This is a genomic window from Marinobacter sp. X15-166B (assembly GCF_001752365.1).
In the GTDB taxonomy this organism is placed as follows: Bacteria; Pseudomonadota; Gammaproteobacteria; order Pseudomonadales; family Oleiphilaceae; genus Marinobacter.
The window spans coordinates 1,936,684-1,953,772 of record NZ_MEIY01000001.1 but is presented as its reverse complement, the minus strand read 5'-3'; the positions used below and the strand labels follow the sequence as shown (position 1 = coordinate 1,953,772).

Below are 17,089 nucleotides of genomic sequence, written 5' to 3'. Positions count from 1 at the left end.
CTCATTCTTACAGAAAGCCCAAGCGCCGGCAAACCAAGCTGTTCGCCCCACGGCATGATATGCTGTCGGATCGGTTTAATTCTGAACACAGCCACAAGGAGCCTGCGTTGACTCTCGCCATTTTTGATCTCGACAACACCCTGCTTGCCGGTGACAGCGACCATGCCTGGGGTGAGTTCCTGGTAGAGGAAGGCATTGTTGACCGCGATGACTACAAGCGCGCCAACGACCAGTTCTACCAGGACTACCTCAACGGAGAAATGGATATCCACCGGTACCTGTCGTTCGCGCTGGCCCCCCTGGCCCAGCACGACCTCAGCACCCTGCATGCCTGGCGGGCGCAGTTTGTGGAGGAAAAAATCAAACCGATGATGCAAGTGAAGGCGGCGCAACTGTTGGACCGCCACCGCCAGCAAGGCCATACGCTGATGATCATCACCGCGACCAACCGGTTTGTAACCGCGCCTATTGCGGAGCTGCTGGATATTGAGCACCTGATCGCGGTGGAGCCGGAAATGAAGGACGGCCGCTACACCGGCGGGGTGACCGGCGTGCCCAGCTTTCAGGAAGGCAAAATCACGCGCCTCAACGACTGGCTGTTGCAGCACCACAGAAACCTGGAGGGTGCCTGGTTCTACAGCGACTCGATTAACGACGCGCCGCTGCTGAAGCTGGTGCCTAACGCTGTGGCGGTTGACCCGGACCCCAGACTGGCCGACCTGGCCAAGGGGTCGGGCTGGGAGATCATGTCACTCAGGGATTAAATAAACCCGGTGAGTGAGCGCACAAAACACGCTTTCAGGTAGTTGGTTTCGGGGATTCCGGGCACCACGGGGTGATCCGGAGCCTGATGCCCCTGCTCCAGCAATTGCACAAAGCGGTCAATCTTGCGGCCGCTGCGGCGCACAATGTCCACCAACCGGTCCTGGGACAGATGCATGGAGCAGGACGCAGATACCAGCAGTCCGTCCCGGGCCAGCAACCGCAACCCCAGCTGGTTCAAGCGGGCGTAAGCCTGCTCACCGGTTTTCTGATCCCTGCGCCGGGCCATCAGCGCCGGCGGATCGAGCACTACTATGTCGAACTTCTGCCTGTCGTCGCAGAGCTGTTTCAACACCTCGAACGCCTCCCCCCGAAGGGTGTCCACCCCACTCAGATCATTCAGCGCGGCGTTACGGTGCACCGCCGCCAGAGAAGGCTCGGAGTTGTCCACACAGGTGACCTGCCGCGCTCCGGCCCGGGCCGCTTGCAGGCCCCAATCGCCCAGATAGCTGAACACATCGAGGACGCTTTTCCCTTCCGCATAGGCCTGCAGACGCTGGCGGTTCATGCGATGATCGTAGCGCCAGCCGGATTGGTGGCCGCCCCCTACCGGAACTTCATACCGGACGCCGTTTTCAGACACCATGACGGCGTCTACCGGCGCGCCGACCGGTTGCTCCACGTATCGGGGCAGACCTTCTATCTGTCGCAATTGACCGTCGTTTTTGAGAATGACGGCGGCCGGCTGAACCAGACGCTGCACCGCCCGAACAACAGAGTCTTTCAGGGTTTCCATACCAGCGGTGGATATCTCGATCACCACCACGTCACCGAACCGGTCGACCACCAGCCCCGACAGTCCATCGCTGTCCCCGAAGACCCAGCGATACCAGGGCTGCGGAAACAACGAGTCCCGCAACACCAGGGCGGTTTGCAGGCGTTGGGTCAGGCGTTGGGGCGTCATCCCCTGCGTCGGGTCACGACTGATCAGGCGGGCACAGATCAGCGTATGGGGGTTCACAAACACGGTGCCCAACGCTTTATCGGCCGAGGTACGCAGCTGCGCCTGAGCACCCGGGGGGAACTCCGTCAGCGGCGAGCGCCGGATGTCCACCTCGTTGCTGTAAACCCACAGATGGCCCGCGCGAATTCGGCGTTCGGCGCCCTTGCGCAAATACAACACCGGGAACTTCATCGATCAGTCCTGCTCGGCAAGCAACTCGGCGTAGGCGGCATCGTCCAGCAGGCTGTCCAGCTCGCCCTCATCGCTCAGTTTCACGCGAAACAGCCACCCCTCACCATAAGGGTCCTCGTTGACCTTTTCAGGCTCCTCTTCCAGAACTTCGTTAATGGCCACCACCTCACCACTGACCGGACTGAATACATCCGAGGCGGACTTGACCGATTCGGCCACACCGGCCTCCTCGCCCCCGCGCACACTGTCGCCTTCTTCGGGCAGGCCAATGTACACAACATCGCCCAATTGCTCCTGGGCGAAATCGGTGATGCCGACGGTGGCGGTCCCGTCGCCTTCGATACGGGCCCACTGGTGGGTCTCAAGGTATTTAAGATCTGCCGGAATATCGCTCATAGTCTGCTTCCTCAAGGATTTCCGGCAGTTTACCCGAAAGTGACCGGACTAAAACAGGGGTCGCCGCGGGTATCACTCGGATGGAAGTGAACATTCAGCATCAAGGCCAGCGGCACATCCGCCAGCGCCTCGGTCAACCGCTGTCGGGTTTCGCCCAATTCTACGACCTGGCCCACTTCGGCATCCACGTCCACAATCAGATAGCTGCCCACCTTGGCGAGACGCACGTTTCGGTCATCGAGGTTCTCATCCGCCAGCGCCCGCTCGACTTGTGCCCGCAGGCCGGCAGGCGGTGCCCCCAGCAGGACTTCATGCAACGCCGTCAGCGTCATCCGCGCGGGCACGGCCAGAAAGTAGGTGGAAGCAACAATGACCATCAGCGGATCGGCGTACACGGCGAGGTGCGCCCACGGGGTCAACTGCACCAGTTTGGCCACCACAAAACCCGCCATCACCGCCACGCTGATGATCAGATCCATAAACCACTGGCGACTTTCCGCCGCCACCAATCCCTCCTGACCGGAGGCATTGCGCACCAGGCAGATCCAGGTGAAGGCACAGCCCAGAATGTTGACAATGGAGAAACCCAGCGCCAGGTCTGCATCAACCACCCGGCCACCCTGGAAGAGCGCCAGAATTGCCGCCACCAGAGAGATGACACACACCCCCATGATGACCACCCCTTTGACGACGATTGCCAGAGGTTCAACCACCATGCGGCCAAAATTGTAACGCTCGTCTGCGGGCTGGCGGATCAGATGCCAGGCCAGCAGTGACAACATAGACAGCGCCAGGCTGAGCAGCGAATAACCGCCGTCGAAGATGATCACCAAGGAGCCGATCCACAGCCCCCAGGCAATGCCCGCCACGGCAAAAATTGCGGCTGAAATACTGGAAAACACCAGCAGTTTGCGCTCCAGAGCGTGACTCGTTTGTTTGTTCATGATCGGGTTCAGTTCAGCTGAATGGATGGAAGAAGCGGGCATTCTGCCGTGACGGGGTGAGTCGGCCTAACCAGTCAGCGACGGGAATACCGTCACCCAGTACAATCAGCCTTCACATCAGCAAGAGAGTGCGTTTATGCGAACCCAACAAGCGGAACTGTTTCTGATCGTTGCGGAGCTGCAGTCCGTATCGGCGGCTGCACGCAGGCTGGGCAAGAGCCGCTCGACGGTGAGTACGTCGCTCAGTGCGTTTGAAGAAGAGCTGGGCGCAGAGCTCTTTGAACGCACCGGCAACCAGCTGCGCCTGACCCCGATTGGCGCGGCTATCCGCTCGGATTGCCAGCGTTTGGTGCAGGCCAGCCGGCAGATTCATCATCGCTGTCGGCATCATCTGGAGGGGGTGGAGTCAGGACTGAGAATTGCGCGGGATGACGCCTTACCGGAAGCGTTCTGGCGCGATACCCTGAGCGCACTGAATGAACGCTTCCCGCTGACCGGGATTTCAGTGTACCTGGCACCGCCACAGGATTTACCGGATCTGGTGCATCAGCACTCCGTCGACATGGCTCTGGGGCTGGATGTTCGGGACGTCTACCCCAACGAACTCAGCGTCAACCTGTTGGGTGAGTTTCCGGTGCTGACCGTGGCTGCCCCCACTCACCCCTTGCACCAGCTGGCCCAAGCGTCACCGGACGATCTGGACCAGTACCGGGAAATCACCATGGCCTATCTGCACAACAACACTTTGGTGGCCGAACACACCTCAGCCGCCAGCTATCAGGCCATGACCATGTTTGAATTGATCCGCGATGCCGTTATTGCCGGCACCGGCTGGGCACGCCTGCCCGGTCCACTGATTGAAGCGGCCCTGGCCGCAAACCGACTGACGGCTTTCACCCACCGCGACACCATCAGCAGTGGCCGCTATGTCGCCCTCAGTGAAACCGGAGCGCTTCACGGCCCTGTGACTACCTGGCTGATCAACCGGGTGGAGGCGTATTTGGGCGGGCGTACAAAAACGCCAGGATCGCGGGTACCACGCGGTCAAACTGCTGGAAGCGGTGGTCGCCGCCCGCCTGCAGCCAGGTAGGCGAGTCTGGAAAACGGGCCAGCGCTTCCCGGTAATCGAGGGTTTCATCCCCGCTTTGCAGCAGCACCAGCAACCGCTCCGGATAGCGCAGCTTACCCGGGTCAAGCGCCAGCAGTGCGGCCATGTGATCCCGGGTCAACTCATAACGCTCATCGGTGTAGGGATTATGTTGCGGACCGAGGTAATCCTGCAGCAACCGGTACGGATAGACCGCCGGGTTGATCAACGCCGCGTTAACTCCGGTCTCCTCGCTGAGCGCGGCGGCATAATAGCCGCCCAGCGAACTGCCGATCACCCCGGCGGGACGGCCTTGCAGCGAGGCCAACGCCCGCCGGGCACGCTGATAAGCCCGGGCCGGATCAAACCCCAACTCCGGCACCAGCAGTTCTATTTCAGGGCACAGGCGGGGCAGCAACGCGCGCAGTTCTGAGACCTTCTGGGATTTGGGGGAACTGTTGAAACCGTGCAAATAAACAAGACCGGGCCTGCTGCTGTTCAATGTTTAACCCTTTAATAGCCGGTGCTGTGACGATCGATGCGCACCTGAAAATCACTGGCGCGCTTCACCTCGGTGATCAATTCACCACTGGGCAACAGCGTTAACCAGCGATAACCGGGCGCCCGCTCCTCCACCGAAAAGGTGTCGGAGCCGGCTTCAAACTGTATACAAGTGGACGGCGTCGCCAGCAGGCGAACCTTGCCGCGGTACTGATCCAGTGTTTGGTGAATGTGCCCCCACACCACTGCGCGCACCTGAGGGTGACGGTCGATGACTGCCCAGAACGCCTCCCGGTTATGCAGACCGATGCCGTCCATCCACCCGGACGCAATATCCACAGGATGATGGTGCAAGGCAATCAAGGCAGGCTGCTCGGCGTGTTGTTGCAGTGTGTGATCCAGAAACGCCAATTCCTCGTCGGCGAGCCAGCCGGCAACGTTGCCCCGCTGCGACGAATCCAGCAGCACGATTTGCCAGTCCTCCCGCAGCAGATGTTTGTGGCTGGCCAGTGGTCCGGCAACCGCCTTAAGTACGTCGGCGTTGTCGTGATTACCGGGGATCCAGTGGGAAGGGCAGTCAAACTCCGCCAGCTTGTCGGCCAGGGCCTGATAAGCGGCCGGGCTGGCATCCTGGGTAAGGTCACCGGTGACCAGAATCAGATCCGGTTGCACCGGCTCCGCCTTTACCGCGGCAATAACGGCATCCAGGCTGTCGCGGGTATTGACCCCCAACAGCGTCGCGTCCGCCGCCGCCATCAGGTGCGGATCGGTAAGCTGCAGCACCTGAATAGCTCGGGGGTGGCGTTGAGGGTGCGGGCCGGTACGCTGAAATTTGGCTTGTGTCATGGTTCCACTGATGCGTTATGGCGTGACGATTCAGATCTCTGCACACCGCAGGCTGCGATGCGTCTGATTATCAATACTATGGTGCTTCCCGGCAGACATGTCGCGTGCGGCTGTCACAAACTACAACACCTCGTCCCCTGCGGACCAGGCCGACTGGGACAAGGGGGCGTGACCATAACGCAGACAAAAGTCCAACCAGTCCGCCAGAAAGCTGTTGATCTGCATTTTTTCATCCGGGTGATGCATGAAGCGGTTCGGGTAGTTGTTCACCGCGGCGATGTGGCGGTCCCGGTAGCAGCTGATGACTTCCGCCATGTTGGCGTCGTGGTACACCCGCACCGTCATTTGCGGGTTATTCAGCCAGCGCCCGCCATTGTGGGTTTGCTCCAGCAGCAGGGTTTCGGTATAGCGGGCCTTTTGCAGCAGCTGTATCTGCACTCGTCCGAAGTACTCGGTCTCCCGGTAGAGTTCAAACTCGGAGACCGTCAGGCCGGGGGTTTCCAGCAGGCGCAAGCGCGCAATGCGCTGATAATTGCTGTCGCACAGAGCCCCCAGGCGCCGCAAATCCGGCACATACGGCTTCGGTTTCATTACCCACTCAGACATACTTATCTCCACTCCTGTCGCAATCGTGGACGATTCAGTTGCAGCCATTGCAGGGCAATAATGGCCGCTGCATTGTCGATGCGGCCGTCGGCCACCATGGCAATGGCCTGGTCTGCACCGAACACATGGGCACGGATGTCTTCGTGCTCGTGGTCAACTCCATACAGGCCGCCAGCCGCTGCGCTGCTGATCTGGCCACAGAACAGATAAACCCGCTCGGTGGTGCCTCCCGGAGACACCAGGTACTCGCAGATTTTATCCAATCGGCGGAAGGATAATCCGGCCTCCTCCTGCCCTTCCCGTTGCGCCACGTCCTCCGGACTTTCGCCCGTTTCGTTCATGCCGGCCACCAGTTCCAACAACCAGGGTGACTGCTCGCGCCCCAAGGCACCGGCACGGAACTGTTCCAGCAACACCACCTCATCCCGCTGTGGGTCGTAGGGCAGCACACAGGTGGCGTCTCCGCGGATAAATAACTCACGCGTGAACTCCGGCATCGGGCGGCCGTCAAACCGCGCGTGGGTCAGCCACAGTTTGTCCATGCGAAAAAAGCCCTGATACACGGTCTCTTGCCGTGTCAGTTTGACATCGTCGGCGGTGAACTGAAAAGGTGCAGACATAGGGTTCTCGGCTAACAAAACGATAAAGTACGATAGCGGCAGGATCGGGTTGTTGGCAAGTTGTCCGATAAACAACGGGGCAGTCTGAGGAGTCAGACGCAAGACCGGCCCCGGCCGGCGTGCAAGGGGGCCGGCTCCGGCCGGCCCCCGGTTGGGGTTTACACCTTGTCGTAGAGTTTGCTGCCTGCGTCCCGGAACTCTTTCGATTTCTGTTTCATGCCCGCGTCCACGGCGGCCGCGTCATCCAGTCCGTGTTCGGCGGCGTACTCCCGTACTTCCTGGGAAATTTTCATGGAGCAGAATTTGGGACCGCACATGGAGCAGAAGTGCGCCACCTTGGCGGATTCCTTGGGCAGGGTTTCATCGTGAAAGGCCCGAGCGGTGTCCGGATCGAGACCGAGGTTGAATTGATCTTCCCAGCGGAACTCGAAGCGCGCCTTGGACAGGGCGTCGTCGCGTACCTGCGCCCCCGGGTGGCCCTTGGCCAGATCCGCCGCATGGGCGGCAATTTTATAAGTGATGATGCCGGTTTTTACGTCATCCTTATCAGGCAGCCCCAGGTGTTCTTTGGGGGTGACATAGCACAGCATGGCACAGCCATACCAACCGATCATGGCGGCCCCTATACCCGAGGTGATGTGATCGTAACCGGGGGCGATGTCGGTGGTCAGTGGCCCCAGCGTGTAAAACGGTGCCTCATCACAACACGCCAGCTGTTTGTCCATGTTTTCTTTGATCAGCTGCATGGGCACATGCCCCGGGCCTTCGATCATCACCTGCACGTCGTGCTTCCAGGCAATTTTGGTGAGCTCGCCGAGGGTTTCCAGCTCGGCAAACTGGGCCTCATCATTGGCGTCGGCGACGGAGCCCGGACGCAGGCCGTCCCCCAGACTGAAGGACACGTCGTAGGCCTTCATGATCTCGCAAATGTCTTCAAAGTGGGTGTAGAGGAAGCTTTCGGTGTGGTGAGCCAGACACCATTTCGCCATGATCGAGCCCCCCCGGGAGACAATACCGGTAACCCGCTTGGCGGTCAGCGGCACGTGATGCAAACGCACCCCGGCGTGAATGGTAAAGTAATCCACGCCCTGTTCGGCCTGTTCAATCAGGGTGTCACGGAAGACTTCCCAACTCAGGTCTTCGGCCACGCCCCCGACTTTCTCCAGCGCCTGATAGATGGGCACGGTGCCGATGGGGACAGGCGAATTGCGGATGATCCATTCGCGGGTTTCGTGAATGTTCTTGCCGGTGGACAGATCCATAATGGTGTCCGCCCCCCACCGGGTGGCCCAGGTCAGTTTTTCCACCTCTTCTTCGATGGACGAGGTCACCGCCGAGTTGCCGATGTTGCCATTGATCTTGACCAGGAAATTGCGGCCGATGATCATCGGTTCCGACTCGGGGTGATTGATGTTGGCCGGAATGATGGCCCGCCCCCGGGCGACTTCGTCGCGCACGAATTCCGGGGTGATTTCCGCTGGCAGGGAGGCACCGAAAGACTGGCCGGGGTGTTGCGACTTCAGCAGCCCCTGCTCGCGGGCCAGGTGCAGTTTCTGATTTTCACGGATGGCGATGTATTCCATCTCCGGCGTGATGATGCCCTGACGGGCGTAGTGCATCTGGGTGACGTTGCGCCCGTCCCGGGCTTTCAGCGGCTTGCGCTCATCGTTGAAACGCAGCGGATCCAGCCGCGGATCCTGCAGGCGGCGACGGGTAAACTCCGAGGTATAACCCGGCAATTCCCGGGTGTCGGCCCGCTCGGCAATCCAGGCGGCACGCACCGGTGCCAACCCCCGGCGCAGATCAATGCGCACGTCGGGGTCGGTATAGGGCCCGGAGGTGTCATACACCGTGACCGGTGCGTTGTGCTCGCCTCCCATTTCGGTGGGTGTATCGCTGAGGGTGATTTCGCGCATGGGCACCCGTATGTCGGGGCGACTGCCGGTGACATACACCTTGCGGGAGTGGGGTAAGGGTTTTACAGCGGCAGAATCAACTTGCGCCGAATCACTGAGGTAGGTCGGAATCATCGTCATCAAAGCGTTCCCGGAATAAGTGTGTGGGTCGCGTATGACGAAGCGCCGGACGGCACTGACAGCTGCGTTTGCAGCGCGTGCTTCCCGGGACAGTCCGATGGTCTGTGTGCTGATGTGTTCTCATATTCCTACGCCGGCATTATCCGGATCAGGTATTCGGGTTCTGCAGTGCAATCTCAGCCGGCCAGTTGCCAGCACCCCGTCAAGACGCGAAAAATCAGTATGTGACACCCTGAATCAGTGCCAATCGCAAGTGTAGAGATCGAAACCGTTATTGTCCATAATGACCTCCCTGCTCACTCAGAGTCCACCGCCTTCGGGTCTTGTGACCTGGGCCTGACGCTCCTCCATATCTGCGTATTCGTATGTACTGACTCAGGAGATACCATGAAGAGAACACTGCTTTCCGGACTGATCGGCCTTCTGGTCGCTCAGCCCGCCCTGTCTTTGGACCTGATCGAGACCTATGAGAAAGCACTCTCCTACGATTCCGGCATTGCCGCAGCCCGGGCCAGTTTCGAAGCCCAGGAAGCCAACGTCGACGTCAGCAAAAGCACCCTGCTGCCCCAGATAAGCGCCTTCGGTGAAACCAGCTACACCGATAGCGACGGGCCCCAGACGGATAACGCGTTTACCGCGATTGCGTACGGGGTGCGCCTGACCCAGCCGGTGTTCCGCAGTGAGCGCTGGTACCAATACGACGCCAGCAAGTTTCAAAGCCAGGCCGCCCGGGCCAGTTACAATCTGGCCCAACAGCAGCTCATCCTCGATGTGGCCACGGCTTACTTCAACGTACTGCGCGCCAGCGATAACCTCACCGCCACCCGCGCCGCCGAAGCCGCCATTCAGCGCCAGTTCGAACAAGCCCAGGAGCGTTTTGAGGTGGGTCTGATCGCCATTACCGAGGTGCACGAAGCCCGGGCCGGCTACGATTCCACCAAAAGTCTGCGCATTGCGGCGGAAAGCGATCTGGACATCGCTCGCGAACAGCTGGCCCGGTTAACCGGCGAATTCCATGACGACCTGGAAAACCTGCGGCAAAACTTTCCCCTGAGCCGGCCGGAGCCCATGAACCCGACCCTGTGGGAAGCCACCGCCCTCGAACAGAACTGGACCATTCAATCTGCGCTTTATGACCTGAGTGCGAGCAAATCCACCTTGAACGTCGCCAAGTCCGGCCACTACCCGACGCTGGATCTGAACGCCGCCTACGGGGACACCCGTCTGAACGGCACCAACCTGCCCCAGCGGGACGGCACCACCACCGACGGCCAGATCAGCCTGACCCTGAATGTGCCGCTGTACCTGGGCGGCGGCACCCAGTCGCGGGTCCGGCAACAGCGTTCGCTGGTGGAAGTGGCCGAGCAAACTCTGGAAACCGTGCGCCGGGATGTGCGGGTGAACACCCGCAGCCTGTTCCGCACCGTGAACACCAACATCGAGTCGGCCTCGGCACTGGAACAGACCATTGTGTCGCGCCGCAGCGCGCTGGATGCCACCCGCGCCGGTTACGAGGTGGGCACCCGCAATATTGTGGAAGTCCTGGATGCGGAACAGGCGTATTACTTCGCCCTGCGCGATTTCGCCAACGCCCGCTACGACTATATTATCAACACGCTGCGTCTGAAGCTGGCCGCTGGCACCCTGAGCCCGCAGGACCTGCTTGACCTCAACAATTGGCTGAGTGCCACGGCGCCGGGCATAGAGGCGCTGGCAAACGACACCGAAACACTCACCGACCCACGGTTGCAGTAAACGTTATTGCTGACCGTGAAAACCGCACAATAGCGCACCACCCGCCAGGGCGTGCGCTTTTTCAGACCCGTTCGACAATGCCATCAACCACCTTGTGCAAGGCCCCCCGGTTAGCCGTTACCGTGGCCAGAGCGTTGGCACCCACCCGGCCCGCCACTTCCGGCCCGTCCATCAACCCACTCACACAGCGGGCCAACTCGGCGTCGTTGGCCACTTTGAACAACCCCTTGCCCTCCGCCAGCTGTGCGTAGATCGCTTCGAAGTTGAACACATGAGGGCCGGACAACACCGGGATCCCCCAAGCGGCCGGCTCCAGCGGATTGTGGCCCCCGCGCTCTACCAGTGAGCCTCCCACAAACGCCATGTCCGCCGCCCCGTAGAGCATCAGCAACTCGCCCATGGTATCGCCGAGATAGACCTGGGTATTGACTGGCCCGCTGTGCTCTGTCCGGCGGGTCAACGTCAACCCCTGCTCCCGGACCAGCGCGGCAACGCTGGCAAACCGTTCCGGGTGGCGGGGCACAAGAATGAGCAAAGCGTTGTGGTGTTTTTTCAATATCTGCTGATGGCACGCCAGAAGTTGCTGATCTTCTCCGACATGGGTGCTGGCGGCGATCCACACCGGGCGCGCCCCCAGATCCTGGCGCAGGCGGGCCGCCGCCGCCCGCAAGGGATCATCGACCACCACATCGTATTTGACACTGCCGGTGACCGAGACCGATTCGGGCCGCGCACCCAGGCGCAAAAACCGCTGTGCATCGTCATTGGCCTGGGCGGCGATCCAGGTAATGCGACTGAGGATGGTGCGGGCAAAGATCTGCAGCCGCTCGTACCCCTGCGCGGAACGCTCCGACAAACGCGCGTTGATTAAAAACACCGGGACATTGCGGGCGCGGGTCAGGCTGATCATGTTCGGCCAGAGTTCGGTTTCCATAATGACCAGCGCACTGGGGTTGATGCGATCCACAAAGCGGCGCACCGAGCCCGGGGTGTCGTAAGGCGAAAAGGCGTACCGAACCCGGTCACCAAATATGGCTTCGGCCTGTCGGGCCCCGGTGGCGGTCATCGCCGTCATCAGAATACGCGCCCCCGGCTCCCGCTCCAGCAACGCGGTCACCAGCGGCGCCGCTGCAATGGTTTCACCGACCGACACCGCGTGCACCCAAATGACCGGTTGCTCGGAGCGCGGCACAAACCCGAGGCGCTGTTGCCAGTGCAACCATTCTCCCGGACTCCTGCGGCTGTGCCACCAGAGTTTCACCATAATGAATGGCAGAGCGAGTCTGAAAAAGGTCGAATACAAAAAATGCAGCATGTGGTCTCCGGGTCAATTGCGCGCGGCCATTCTACCTAATCCGATGCTGAATCGCCCAGAGGACAGAGGCTTAAGCACCCCTCTCACTTTAGCCTATGGCCGGTGTCCTGCTAAACTGCCTTCACCTACAGTTACCGAATGACGGACGGCCCTGGCGAACGTGAAGAAGCACCGCAACACTACCCGCGACACCCGCTACAACCAATACATCCACCCCAGATGGTGGCCCACCTGGGTCTTGATCGGCCTCATCTGGCTGATGGCTCAATTGCCACGGCGCCTGCAACAGTGGCTTGGTATCGCCATTGGCGAGCTGGCGTTCCGCTGTCTGCCCCGTCGCCGACACATCGCCAGCGTCAATATCGGCCTGTGTTTTCCGGAGTTGTCCGCCAGCGAGCAACGGCAACTGGTGCGCAAAGCGTTTCACTCCAATGGCATCGGCATCATGGAAATCGGTCAGGCCTGGTTCCGCAACCCGGAAGGACTGCGGTCACGCACGGAAGTGCACGGCCTTGAACAGGTGACCGCAGCGCTGGATAAGGGCAAAGGCATATTACTGCTGGGCGGCCACTACAGCACGCTGGATTTAGGCGGCAGTCTGGTGTCCCTGTTCATCGACGCCGATGTCATGCAGCGGGATCACAACAACCCGCTGATGAATGCGGTGATGACCCGGGCCCGGGAGCGCCACTACGGCGTGGCGCTGAACAGCAAAGATTTGCGCGGCCTGTTGCGCCGCCTTAAGCAGAACCGCATCATCTGGTACGCCACCGACCAGGATTACGGCCGTAAGGGCATTGTGTTTGCGCCTTTCTTCGGTGTGGCTACCGGCAGCATCACGGCCACCTCCCGAATCGCCGAGCGCAGCGGCTGTGCGGTGATCCCGTTCAGCCACTTCCGGCACCCACAGGGCATCGGCTACGACATCTACTTTCATCCGCCGCTGGAAAACTTTCCGAGCGGCGACGACCTTGCCGACGCCACCCTGGTGAACGCCACCATAGAGGGTGAAATTCGGCGCTACCCGGATCAATACCTGTGGATGCACCGGCGTTTCAAGACCCGGCCGTCGCCAGACGACCCGGGCTTTTACTAGTACCCCACCCATGAGCAGCCCGAGCGCAAGCCCGACCCACCCTCCCGTCATCTGGCTGGTGTCCGACCTCAAGCCCGGCCACCGCAACCAGCTGAAAGGCCTGGGTAGCCGCCTGCAGGCGCTGACCGGCGCCGAGCTCCACTGGATTGACAGCACCGCCGTCAGGGTCCCGCTGTGGCGGGCACTGGCGGGCGTTCCGGTCACCATCAGTGATGCGCCCAAGCCGACCCTGATTATCGCTGCCGGCACCGGCACTCACCGATTGCTGCTGAGTTACCGTCGACTCAAAGGTGCCGCCACCGTGGTGCTGATGAATCCTGCGTTCCCCCGATCCTGGGTGGACGCGGCCATTATCCCCGAGCACGACGGTGTGCCGGCCAGCCGGCACACCTTGATCACCGAAGGCGTGATCAACGCCATATCACCGCAGACCGAGCTGCCCTCCGAGCCGGGCGCGCTGTTGCTGGTGGGCGGTCCCTCCCCCCACTACACCTGGGACAATGCCAGCGTGTTCATGCAGATCAACCGCCTGATCACCCTCTACCCGGACTGGCACTGGACCGTCAGCGGGTCCCGCCGGACGCCCCCGGGTCTGAGGGCCCAGCTTGCCGGGCTGACCGGCCCCGCCATTACCGTGGTGGATCCGGACCACACGCCCGAAAACTGGCTGGCGCAGCAACTGGCAATGTCCCGGGCCGTCTGGGTGACACCGGACAGCAGCAGCATGGTGTGCGAGGCCATGACGTCGGGCGTGCCCACCGGCCTTTTAGTCCTTACGCCGCAGCGCCGCAGCCGGGTGGTAAAGGGTAACGAAGCGTTGCTGGAACGCGGCCGGGTGATCCAGTGGCCCCACCATCATCGGGTGATGCACCCGCAACACACTCCGCCCACGCCGCCCTGGGAAGCCGACCGGGCCGCGCGCTGGCTGATCCACACTCTGGCGTTGGGGAGTCGTCGATGAAGGTTCTGCAAGTCCTGCCAGCCCTGCACAGCGGTGGCGTGGAACGGGGCACCGTCGAGTTTGCCGCAGACCTGGTAAAACAGGGACACGAGTCCATCGTGGTGTCATCAGGCGGCCCCTTGGTGGCTCAGCTGGAAAAGCAGGGCTCCCGCCACATCGACCGCCCGGTGCACCGCAAATCCCCCGCTTCGCTGCTGCAGGTCGCGCCCATGCGCGCGCTGCTGCAGGAACTGCAGGCCGACATCGTCCACGTGCGCTCCCGCGTGCCAGCCTGGATTACCTGGCTGGCCTGGCGCAAACTCTCTCCACAGAGCCGTCCGGCGCTGGTATCCACCTTTCATGGCATGTACTCGGTAAGCCCCTACAGCGCCATAATGGCCAAAGCCGAACACATGATTGCGGTATCGGAGTGCGTGCGCGATTACGTCCTCAACAACTACACCGTGGACCCGAACGCACTCACGGTGATTCAACGGGGGGTCGACCTGGAGGCGTTTCAGCCGCGGCCGCCTGGGGAGCACTGGCGCCAGACACTGCTGAACGAACACCCGCAACTCGCCGGCAAACGCATCCTGATGATGCCCGGTCGGCTCACCCGCTGGAAGGGTCAGTTGCAGTTTCTGGACGTTATGGCCGAGCTGATCCGCCAGCAACCGGACTGCCACGGCATCATTGTGGGGGGCGCGGAACCCAGCAAGGAACACTTCATGACAGAACTGGTCAGTCGCCGCCGCGAGCTGGGACTGGACGCCCACGTCAGCTTTCTTGGCCAGCGCGGCGACATCGCCGAGCTGTACCGACTCTCGGACCTGGTGTGCCACCTGTCCACCAAGCCCGAGCCGTTCGGGCGCACTCTGACCGAAGCCCTCGCCACCGGTACCCCCGTTGTCGCGTTCGATCGGGGCGGTGCCTCGGAAATCCTGCAAGCCTGTTTCAACGAGGGGTTGGTGCAGCCGGACGACCTTGCCGGCTTTGTGCAGACGGCCATCCGCCTGCTGAACCAGCCGCAACACACCATCGACATTCCCTACCGGTTCCGGCTGCAGGCGCAGACAGAGGCGACCCTGGGGGTGTACGCGCAGGCACTGGCTCGCCACAAGGAACAACATCGTGGATAAAGACGCTCCGCTGCACATCCTGCTGTTGATGATTTCGTCTCACGAGGGCGTGGGCGGCATGGAAAAACACACGCAGGAACTCGCCAACGGGCTGGTGCAACGGGGCCACCGGGTAACGGTGATGGCCGCGCCCCAACACTTGCAATTGCTGGCGGTGGCGGTGACGCGGGTGGCGTTAAATCCGCGGCGATCACGACGCGACCCTCGCCAATTGTTCAAGATTGCGCGTTTTATCGGCGCAGAAGGCTTCGATATCGTGCACGCCCAGGGAACCAAGGCGGCGGCGCTGCTCCGGTCACTGCGCCACTTTGTGGGCGACGTCCGCCTTATGGCAACCATTCACGGGTTCAAATCCCGTTACCCGGCGTCGCCCGCGTTTTTCCGGGTCATCGCGGTCAGTCAGACCCTGGGCAACACCATCCCGGGCGAAAACATTGCCGTGGTTTACAACGGCCTCGATTGCAAGACCTTAACGGCGGCTCATGGGGGTGCGTTCGCCGCCGCAGGTCAGCGGCCTGTTTGGTTGGCCGCAGGCCGCCTGGTCGACGCCAAGGGTTTCGATATGTTAATCGATGCATTCCGAACCACAGGGGGTTGCCTGTACATCGCCGGCGACGGCCCTGACCGGGCGGCTCTGCAAACGAGAATAAACGATTACCAGCTGAACGGACGCGTCACCCTGCTGGGTCACCGGAACGACGTACCCGAGCTGATGGCTTCCTGCGACGGTGTGGTGATTTCCTCGCGACGGGAGGGCTTTTCTTACGTGTTCGCCGAAGCCCTGCTGGCGGGCAAGCCGGTGATTGCCACCGATGTGCCGATTGCCAATGAGTTTTTGCCGCCGCAGCACATCTACAAGGGCCATGACGCTGAGGGTTTTTCGCGGCTGCTGAACACCAATCTGAGCGAGGTGTATGAGGAGCAACTCCCGGCGCGGAAGCGCGCGCAGACCGAGTTGACGCTCAATGCCATGGTGCAACATACCCTCGACCTCTATCGCGCCGCGGCCGCTGCCGGTTAACTAGCCGCCCAGCCGCTGTTGCAGTTGAATTTCCTTGGCTTTGGCCAACCTCATAAAGTTCCGGTTGGCGGCCACCATGGCCACGCTCAGTCCGAACCAGCCATTGCGGAACTGCTGATGCAGAACATAGTACTTCAAAAACTTCAGCGGAAACTCCACCGCCAAGCGCGCACTGGAAATCCGCCGGCCCTTTGCAGCCATAAAGCGCGCCTGCTCCGTCGATAACTGACAATACTTGCGCTCCATTTGCTCCAGGGATATCAATGTACGGTGCAGCACATCCCCCTGGAGCCTTTCAACCCGGCCGGTCAGGACCTGAGGGCGATCATTGTTGCTGTTCTTTTCTGCCTGTATCTGCGCTTTGTGGCGGTCGTACAAGCGCAATATCCACTTGCTTTTGTCGTACCGGAAAGGATGTTCGGGATTGGGCTGGGACAGCACCCAGCGCATCTGGTAGCCGGCAACGTCGGCCGGTAAGGGACTGCTGAACAGCGTCTGGATGTTCGCCACCAGTTCATCCGACAAGACTTCATCCCCATCCAGATCCAGCACCCAGCGATTGCGACACAGGCTGGCTGCAAACGCTTTCTGACAGGCGAATCCCCGCCAGTCGTTATGCACCACCCGCGCGCCGGCGGCCTCGGCAATGGCCCTGGTGTTGTCAGTGCTGCCGGAATCAACCACAACAATCTCATCGACCCAGCCCTTGACCTTGGCCAGAGACTCGGGGAGTCTTTGCTCCTCATTGAGCGTGATATAATACACTGATAGCGGTAATGTCATGCACACCTCGGCAGTAAGCCATTCATAGCCTTGAGGAAACCTGCTTG

The 17,089-nt window shown here is 61.1% G+C and carries 17 protein-coding genes and 1 riboswitch; of the genes, 7 read left to right on the top strand and 10 right to left on the bottom strand.

Features of this window, described 5'->3' with window-relative positions:
- Window positions 1-107 precede the first annotated feature (107 nt).
- Window positions 108-764, top strand: coding sequence for an HAD family hydrolase (locus BG841_RS09185; RefSeq protein WP_070058764.1), 657 nt, complete (start codon window positions 108-110; stop codon window positions 762-764).
- On the opposite strand, the gene BG841_RS09180 is transcribed toward BG841_RS09185, so the two are convergent.
- Genes BG841_RS09180 through BG841_RS09170 form a run of 3 tightly spaced genes read right to left on the bottom strand, consistent with a single transcriptional unit; the run spans window position 761 to window position 3,297 of the window.
- Window positions 761-1,957, bottom strand: a complete 1,197-nt coding sequence (locus BG841_RS09180; protein WP_070057379.1) for a class I SAM-dependent rRNA methyltransferase — start codon at window positions 1,955-1,957, stop codon at window positions 761-763. The two genes, BG841_RS09185 and BG841_RS09180, sit on opposite strands and share 4 nt — an antisense overlap.
- A 3-nt stretch (window positions 1,958-1,960) precedes the next feature.
- Complete coding sequence (gene gcvH, locus BG841_RS09175) at window positions 1,961-2,353, bottom strand: glycine cleavage system protein GcvH (protein ID WP_070057378.1); 393 nt, start codon at window positions 2,351-2,353, stop codon at window positions 1,961-1,963.
- A 29-nt stretch (window positions 2,354-2,382) separates the two neighbouring features.
- Window positions 2,383-3,297, bottom strand: a complete 915-nt coding sequence (locus BG841_RS09170) for a cation transporter (RefSeq protein WP_070057377.1) — start codon at window positions 3,295-3,297, stop codon at window positions 2,383-2,385.
- A 136-nt stretch (window positions 3,298-3,433) separates the two neighbouring features.
- Between BG841_RS09170 and BG841_RS09165 the strand changes: the two genes are divergently transcribed.
- A complete protein-coding gene (locus BG841_RS09165) occupies window positions 3,434-4,387 on the top strand; it encodes a LysR family transcriptional regulator (RefSeq protein ID WP_070057376.1) in 954 nt (317 codons plus the stop codon).
- Here BG841_RS09165 and BG841_RS16490 read toward each other — a convergent pair.
- From BG841_RS16490 to thiC, 5 genes are all read right to left on the bottom strand, one after another.
- Window positions 4,278-4,886: a YqiA/YcfP family alpha/beta fold hydrolase gene (locus tag BG841_RS16490; RefSeq protein WP_074454319.1), complete on the bottom strand. Its 609-nt coding sequence runs from the start codon at window positions 4,884-4,886 to the stop codon at window positions 4,278-4,280. The genes BG841_RS09165 and BG841_RS16490 overlap by 110 nt on opposite strands.
- Window positions 4,887-4,897: 11 nt before the next feature.
- Window positions 4,898-5,731 carry a 3',5'-cyclic-AMP phosphodiesterase gene (gene cpdA / locus BG841_RS09155; RefSeq protein WP_070057374.1) on the bottom strand — a complete coding sequence of 278 codons (834 nt, stop codon included), beginning with the start codon at window positions 5,729-5,731 and terminating at the stop codon, window positions 4,898-4,900.
- 120 nt (window positions 5,732-5,851) lie between these two features.
- Window positions 5,852-6,337, bottom strand: coding sequence for a DUF1249 domain-containing protein (locus BG841_RS09150; protein ID WP_070057373.1), 486 nt, complete (start codon window positions 6,335-6,337; stop codon window positions 5,852-5,854).
- 2 nt (window positions 6,338-6,339) lie between these two features.
- On the bottom strand, window positions 6,340-6,957 hold the full coding sequence (locus BG841_RS09145; protein ID WP_070057372.1) for an NUDIX domain-containing protein: 618 nt from the start codon (window positions 6,955-6,957) through the stop codon (window positions 6,340-6,342).
- Between the two features lie 158 nt (window positions 6,958-7,115).
- A complete protein-coding gene (gene thiC / locus BG841_RS09140; protein WP_070057371.1) occupies window positions 7,116-8,993 on the bottom strand; it encodes a phosphomethylpyrimidine synthase ThiC in 1,878 nt (625 codons plus the stop codon).
- Between the two features lie 107 nt (window positions 8,994-9,100).
- Window positions 9,101-9,205: riboswitch (TPP riboswitch) on the bottom strand.
- Window positions 9,206-9,380: 175 nt separating this feature from the next.
- On the opposite strand from thiC, the gene BG841_RS09135 reads away from it, so the two are divergent.
- Window positions 9,381-10,748: a TolC family outer membrane protein gene (locus BG841_RS09135; protein ID WP_070057370.1), complete on the top strand. Its 1,368-nt coding sequence runs from the start codon at window positions 9,381-9,383 to the stop codon at window positions 10,746-10,748.
- Between the two features lie 61 nt (window positions 10,749-10,809).
- Here the strand turns inward: BG841_RS09135 and waaA are convergent, their stop codons facing one another.
- Complete coding sequence (gene waaA / locus BG841_RS09130; protein ID WP_070057369.1) at window positions 10,810-12,063, bottom strand: lipid IV(A) 3-deoxy-D-manno-octulosonic acid transferase; 1,254 nt, start codon at window positions 12,061-12,063, stop codon at window positions 10,810-10,812.
- A 160-nt stretch (window positions 12,064-12,223) separates the two neighbouring features.
- Here waaA and lpxL point away from each other — a divergent pair, with 160 nt between their 5' ends.
- Genes lpxL through BG841_RS09110 form a run of 4 tightly spaced genes read left to right on the top strand, consistent with a single transcriptional unit; the run spans window position 12,224 to window position 16,259 of the window.
- The gene (gene lpxL / locus BG841_RS09125) at window positions 12,224-13,159 is read left to right on the top strand and encodes an LpxL/LpxP family Kdo(2)-lipid IV(A) lauroyl/palmitoleoyl acyltransferase (RefSeq protein ID WP_083260226.1); all 936 of its coding nucleotides are present in this window, start codon (window positions 12,224-12,226) and stop codon (window positions 13,157-13,159) included.
- Window positions 13,160-13,169: 10 nt separating this feature from the next.
- Complete coding sequence (locus BG841_RS09120; RefSeq protein WP_070057368.1) at window positions 13,170-14,120, top strand: mitochondrial fission ELM1 family protein; 951 nt, start codon at window positions 13,170-13,172, stop codon at window positions 14,118-14,120.
- The gene (locus tag BG841_RS09115) at window positions 14,117-15,238 is read left to right on the top strand and encodes a glycosyltransferase family 4 protein (RefSeq protein WP_070057367.1); all 1,122 of its coding nucleotides are present in this window, start codon (window positions 14,117-14,119) and stop codon (window positions 15,236-15,238) included. Before BG841_RS09120 ends, BG841_RS09115 begins: the two co-directional genes overlap by 4 nt.
- The gene (locus tag BG841_RS09110) at window positions 15,231-16,259 is read left to right on the top strand and encodes a glycosyltransferase (protein ID WP_083260225.1); all 1,029 of its coding nucleotides are present in this window, start codon (window positions 15,231-15,233) and stop codon (window positions 16,257-16,259) included. The genes BG841_RS09115 and BG841_RS09110 overlap by 8 nt, the downstream gene beginning before the upstream one ends.
- Here BG841_RS09110 and BG841_RS09105 read toward each other — a convergent pair whose 3' ends face one another.
- Window positions 16,260-17,042 carry a glycosyltransferase family 2 protein gene (locus tag BG841_RS09105; protein WP_070057366.1) on the bottom strand — a complete coding sequence of 261 codons (783 nt, stop codon included), beginning with the start codon at window positions 17,040-17,042 and terminating at the stop codon, window positions 16,260-16,262.
- Window positions 17,043-17,089 lie beyond the last annotated feature (47 nt).

Excerpts from the sequence above, each read along its gene's own strand:
- BG841_RS09180 (WP_070057379.1), bottom strand. The coding sequence starts at position 1,957 with ATGAAGTTCCCGGTGTTGTATTTGCGCAAGGGCGCCGAACGCCGAATT.
- gcvH (WP_070057378.1), bottom strand. The coding sequence starts at position 2,353 with ATGAGCGATATTCCGGCAGATCTTAAATACCTTGAGACCCACCAGTGG.
- BG841_RS09170 (WP_070057377.1), bottom strand. The coding sequence starts at position 3,297 with ATGAACAAACAAACGAGTCACGCTCTGGAGCGCAAACTGCTGGTGTTT.
- BG841_RS09165 (WP_070057376.1), top strand. The coding sequence starts at position 3,434 with ATGCGAACCCAACAAGCGGAACTGTTTCTGATCGTTGCGGAGCTGCAG.
- cpdA (WP_070057374.1), bottom strand. The coding sequence starts at position 5,731 with ATGACACAAGCCAAATTTCAGCGTACCGGCCCGCACCCTCAACGCCAC.
- BG841_RS09150 (WP_070057373.1), bottom strand. The coding sequence starts at position 6,337 with ATGTCTGAGTGGGTAATGAAACCGAAGCCGTATGTGCCGGATTTGCGG.
- BG841_RS09145 (WP_070057372.1), bottom strand. The coding sequence starts at position 6,957 with ATGTCTGCACCTTTTCAGTTCACCGCCGACGATGTCAAACTGACACGG.
- thiC (WP_070057371.1), bottom strand. The coding sequence starts at position 8,993 with ATGACGATGATTCCGACCTACCTCAGTGATTCGGCGCAAGTTGATTCT.
- BG841_RS09135 (WP_070057370.1), top strand. The coding sequence starts at position 9,381 with ATGAAGAGAACACTGCTTTCCGGACTGATCGGCCTTCTGGTCGCTCAG.
- waaA (WP_070057369.1), bottom strand. The coding sequence starts at position 12,063 with ATGCTGCATTTTTTGTATTCGACCTTTTTCAGACTCGCTCTGCCATTC.
- BG841_RS09120 (WP_070057368.1), top strand. The coding sequence starts at position 13,170 with ATGAGCAGCCCGAGCGCAAGCCCGACCCACCCTCCCGTCATCTGGCTG.
- BG841_RS09115 (WP_070057367.1), top strand. The coding sequence starts at position 14,117 with ATGAAGGTTCTGCAAGTCCTGCCAGCCCTGCACAGCGGTGGCGTGGAA.
- BG841_RS09105 (WP_070057366.1), bottom strand. The coding sequence starts at position 17,042 with ATGACATTACCGCTATCAGTGTATTATATCACGCTCAATGAGGAGCAA.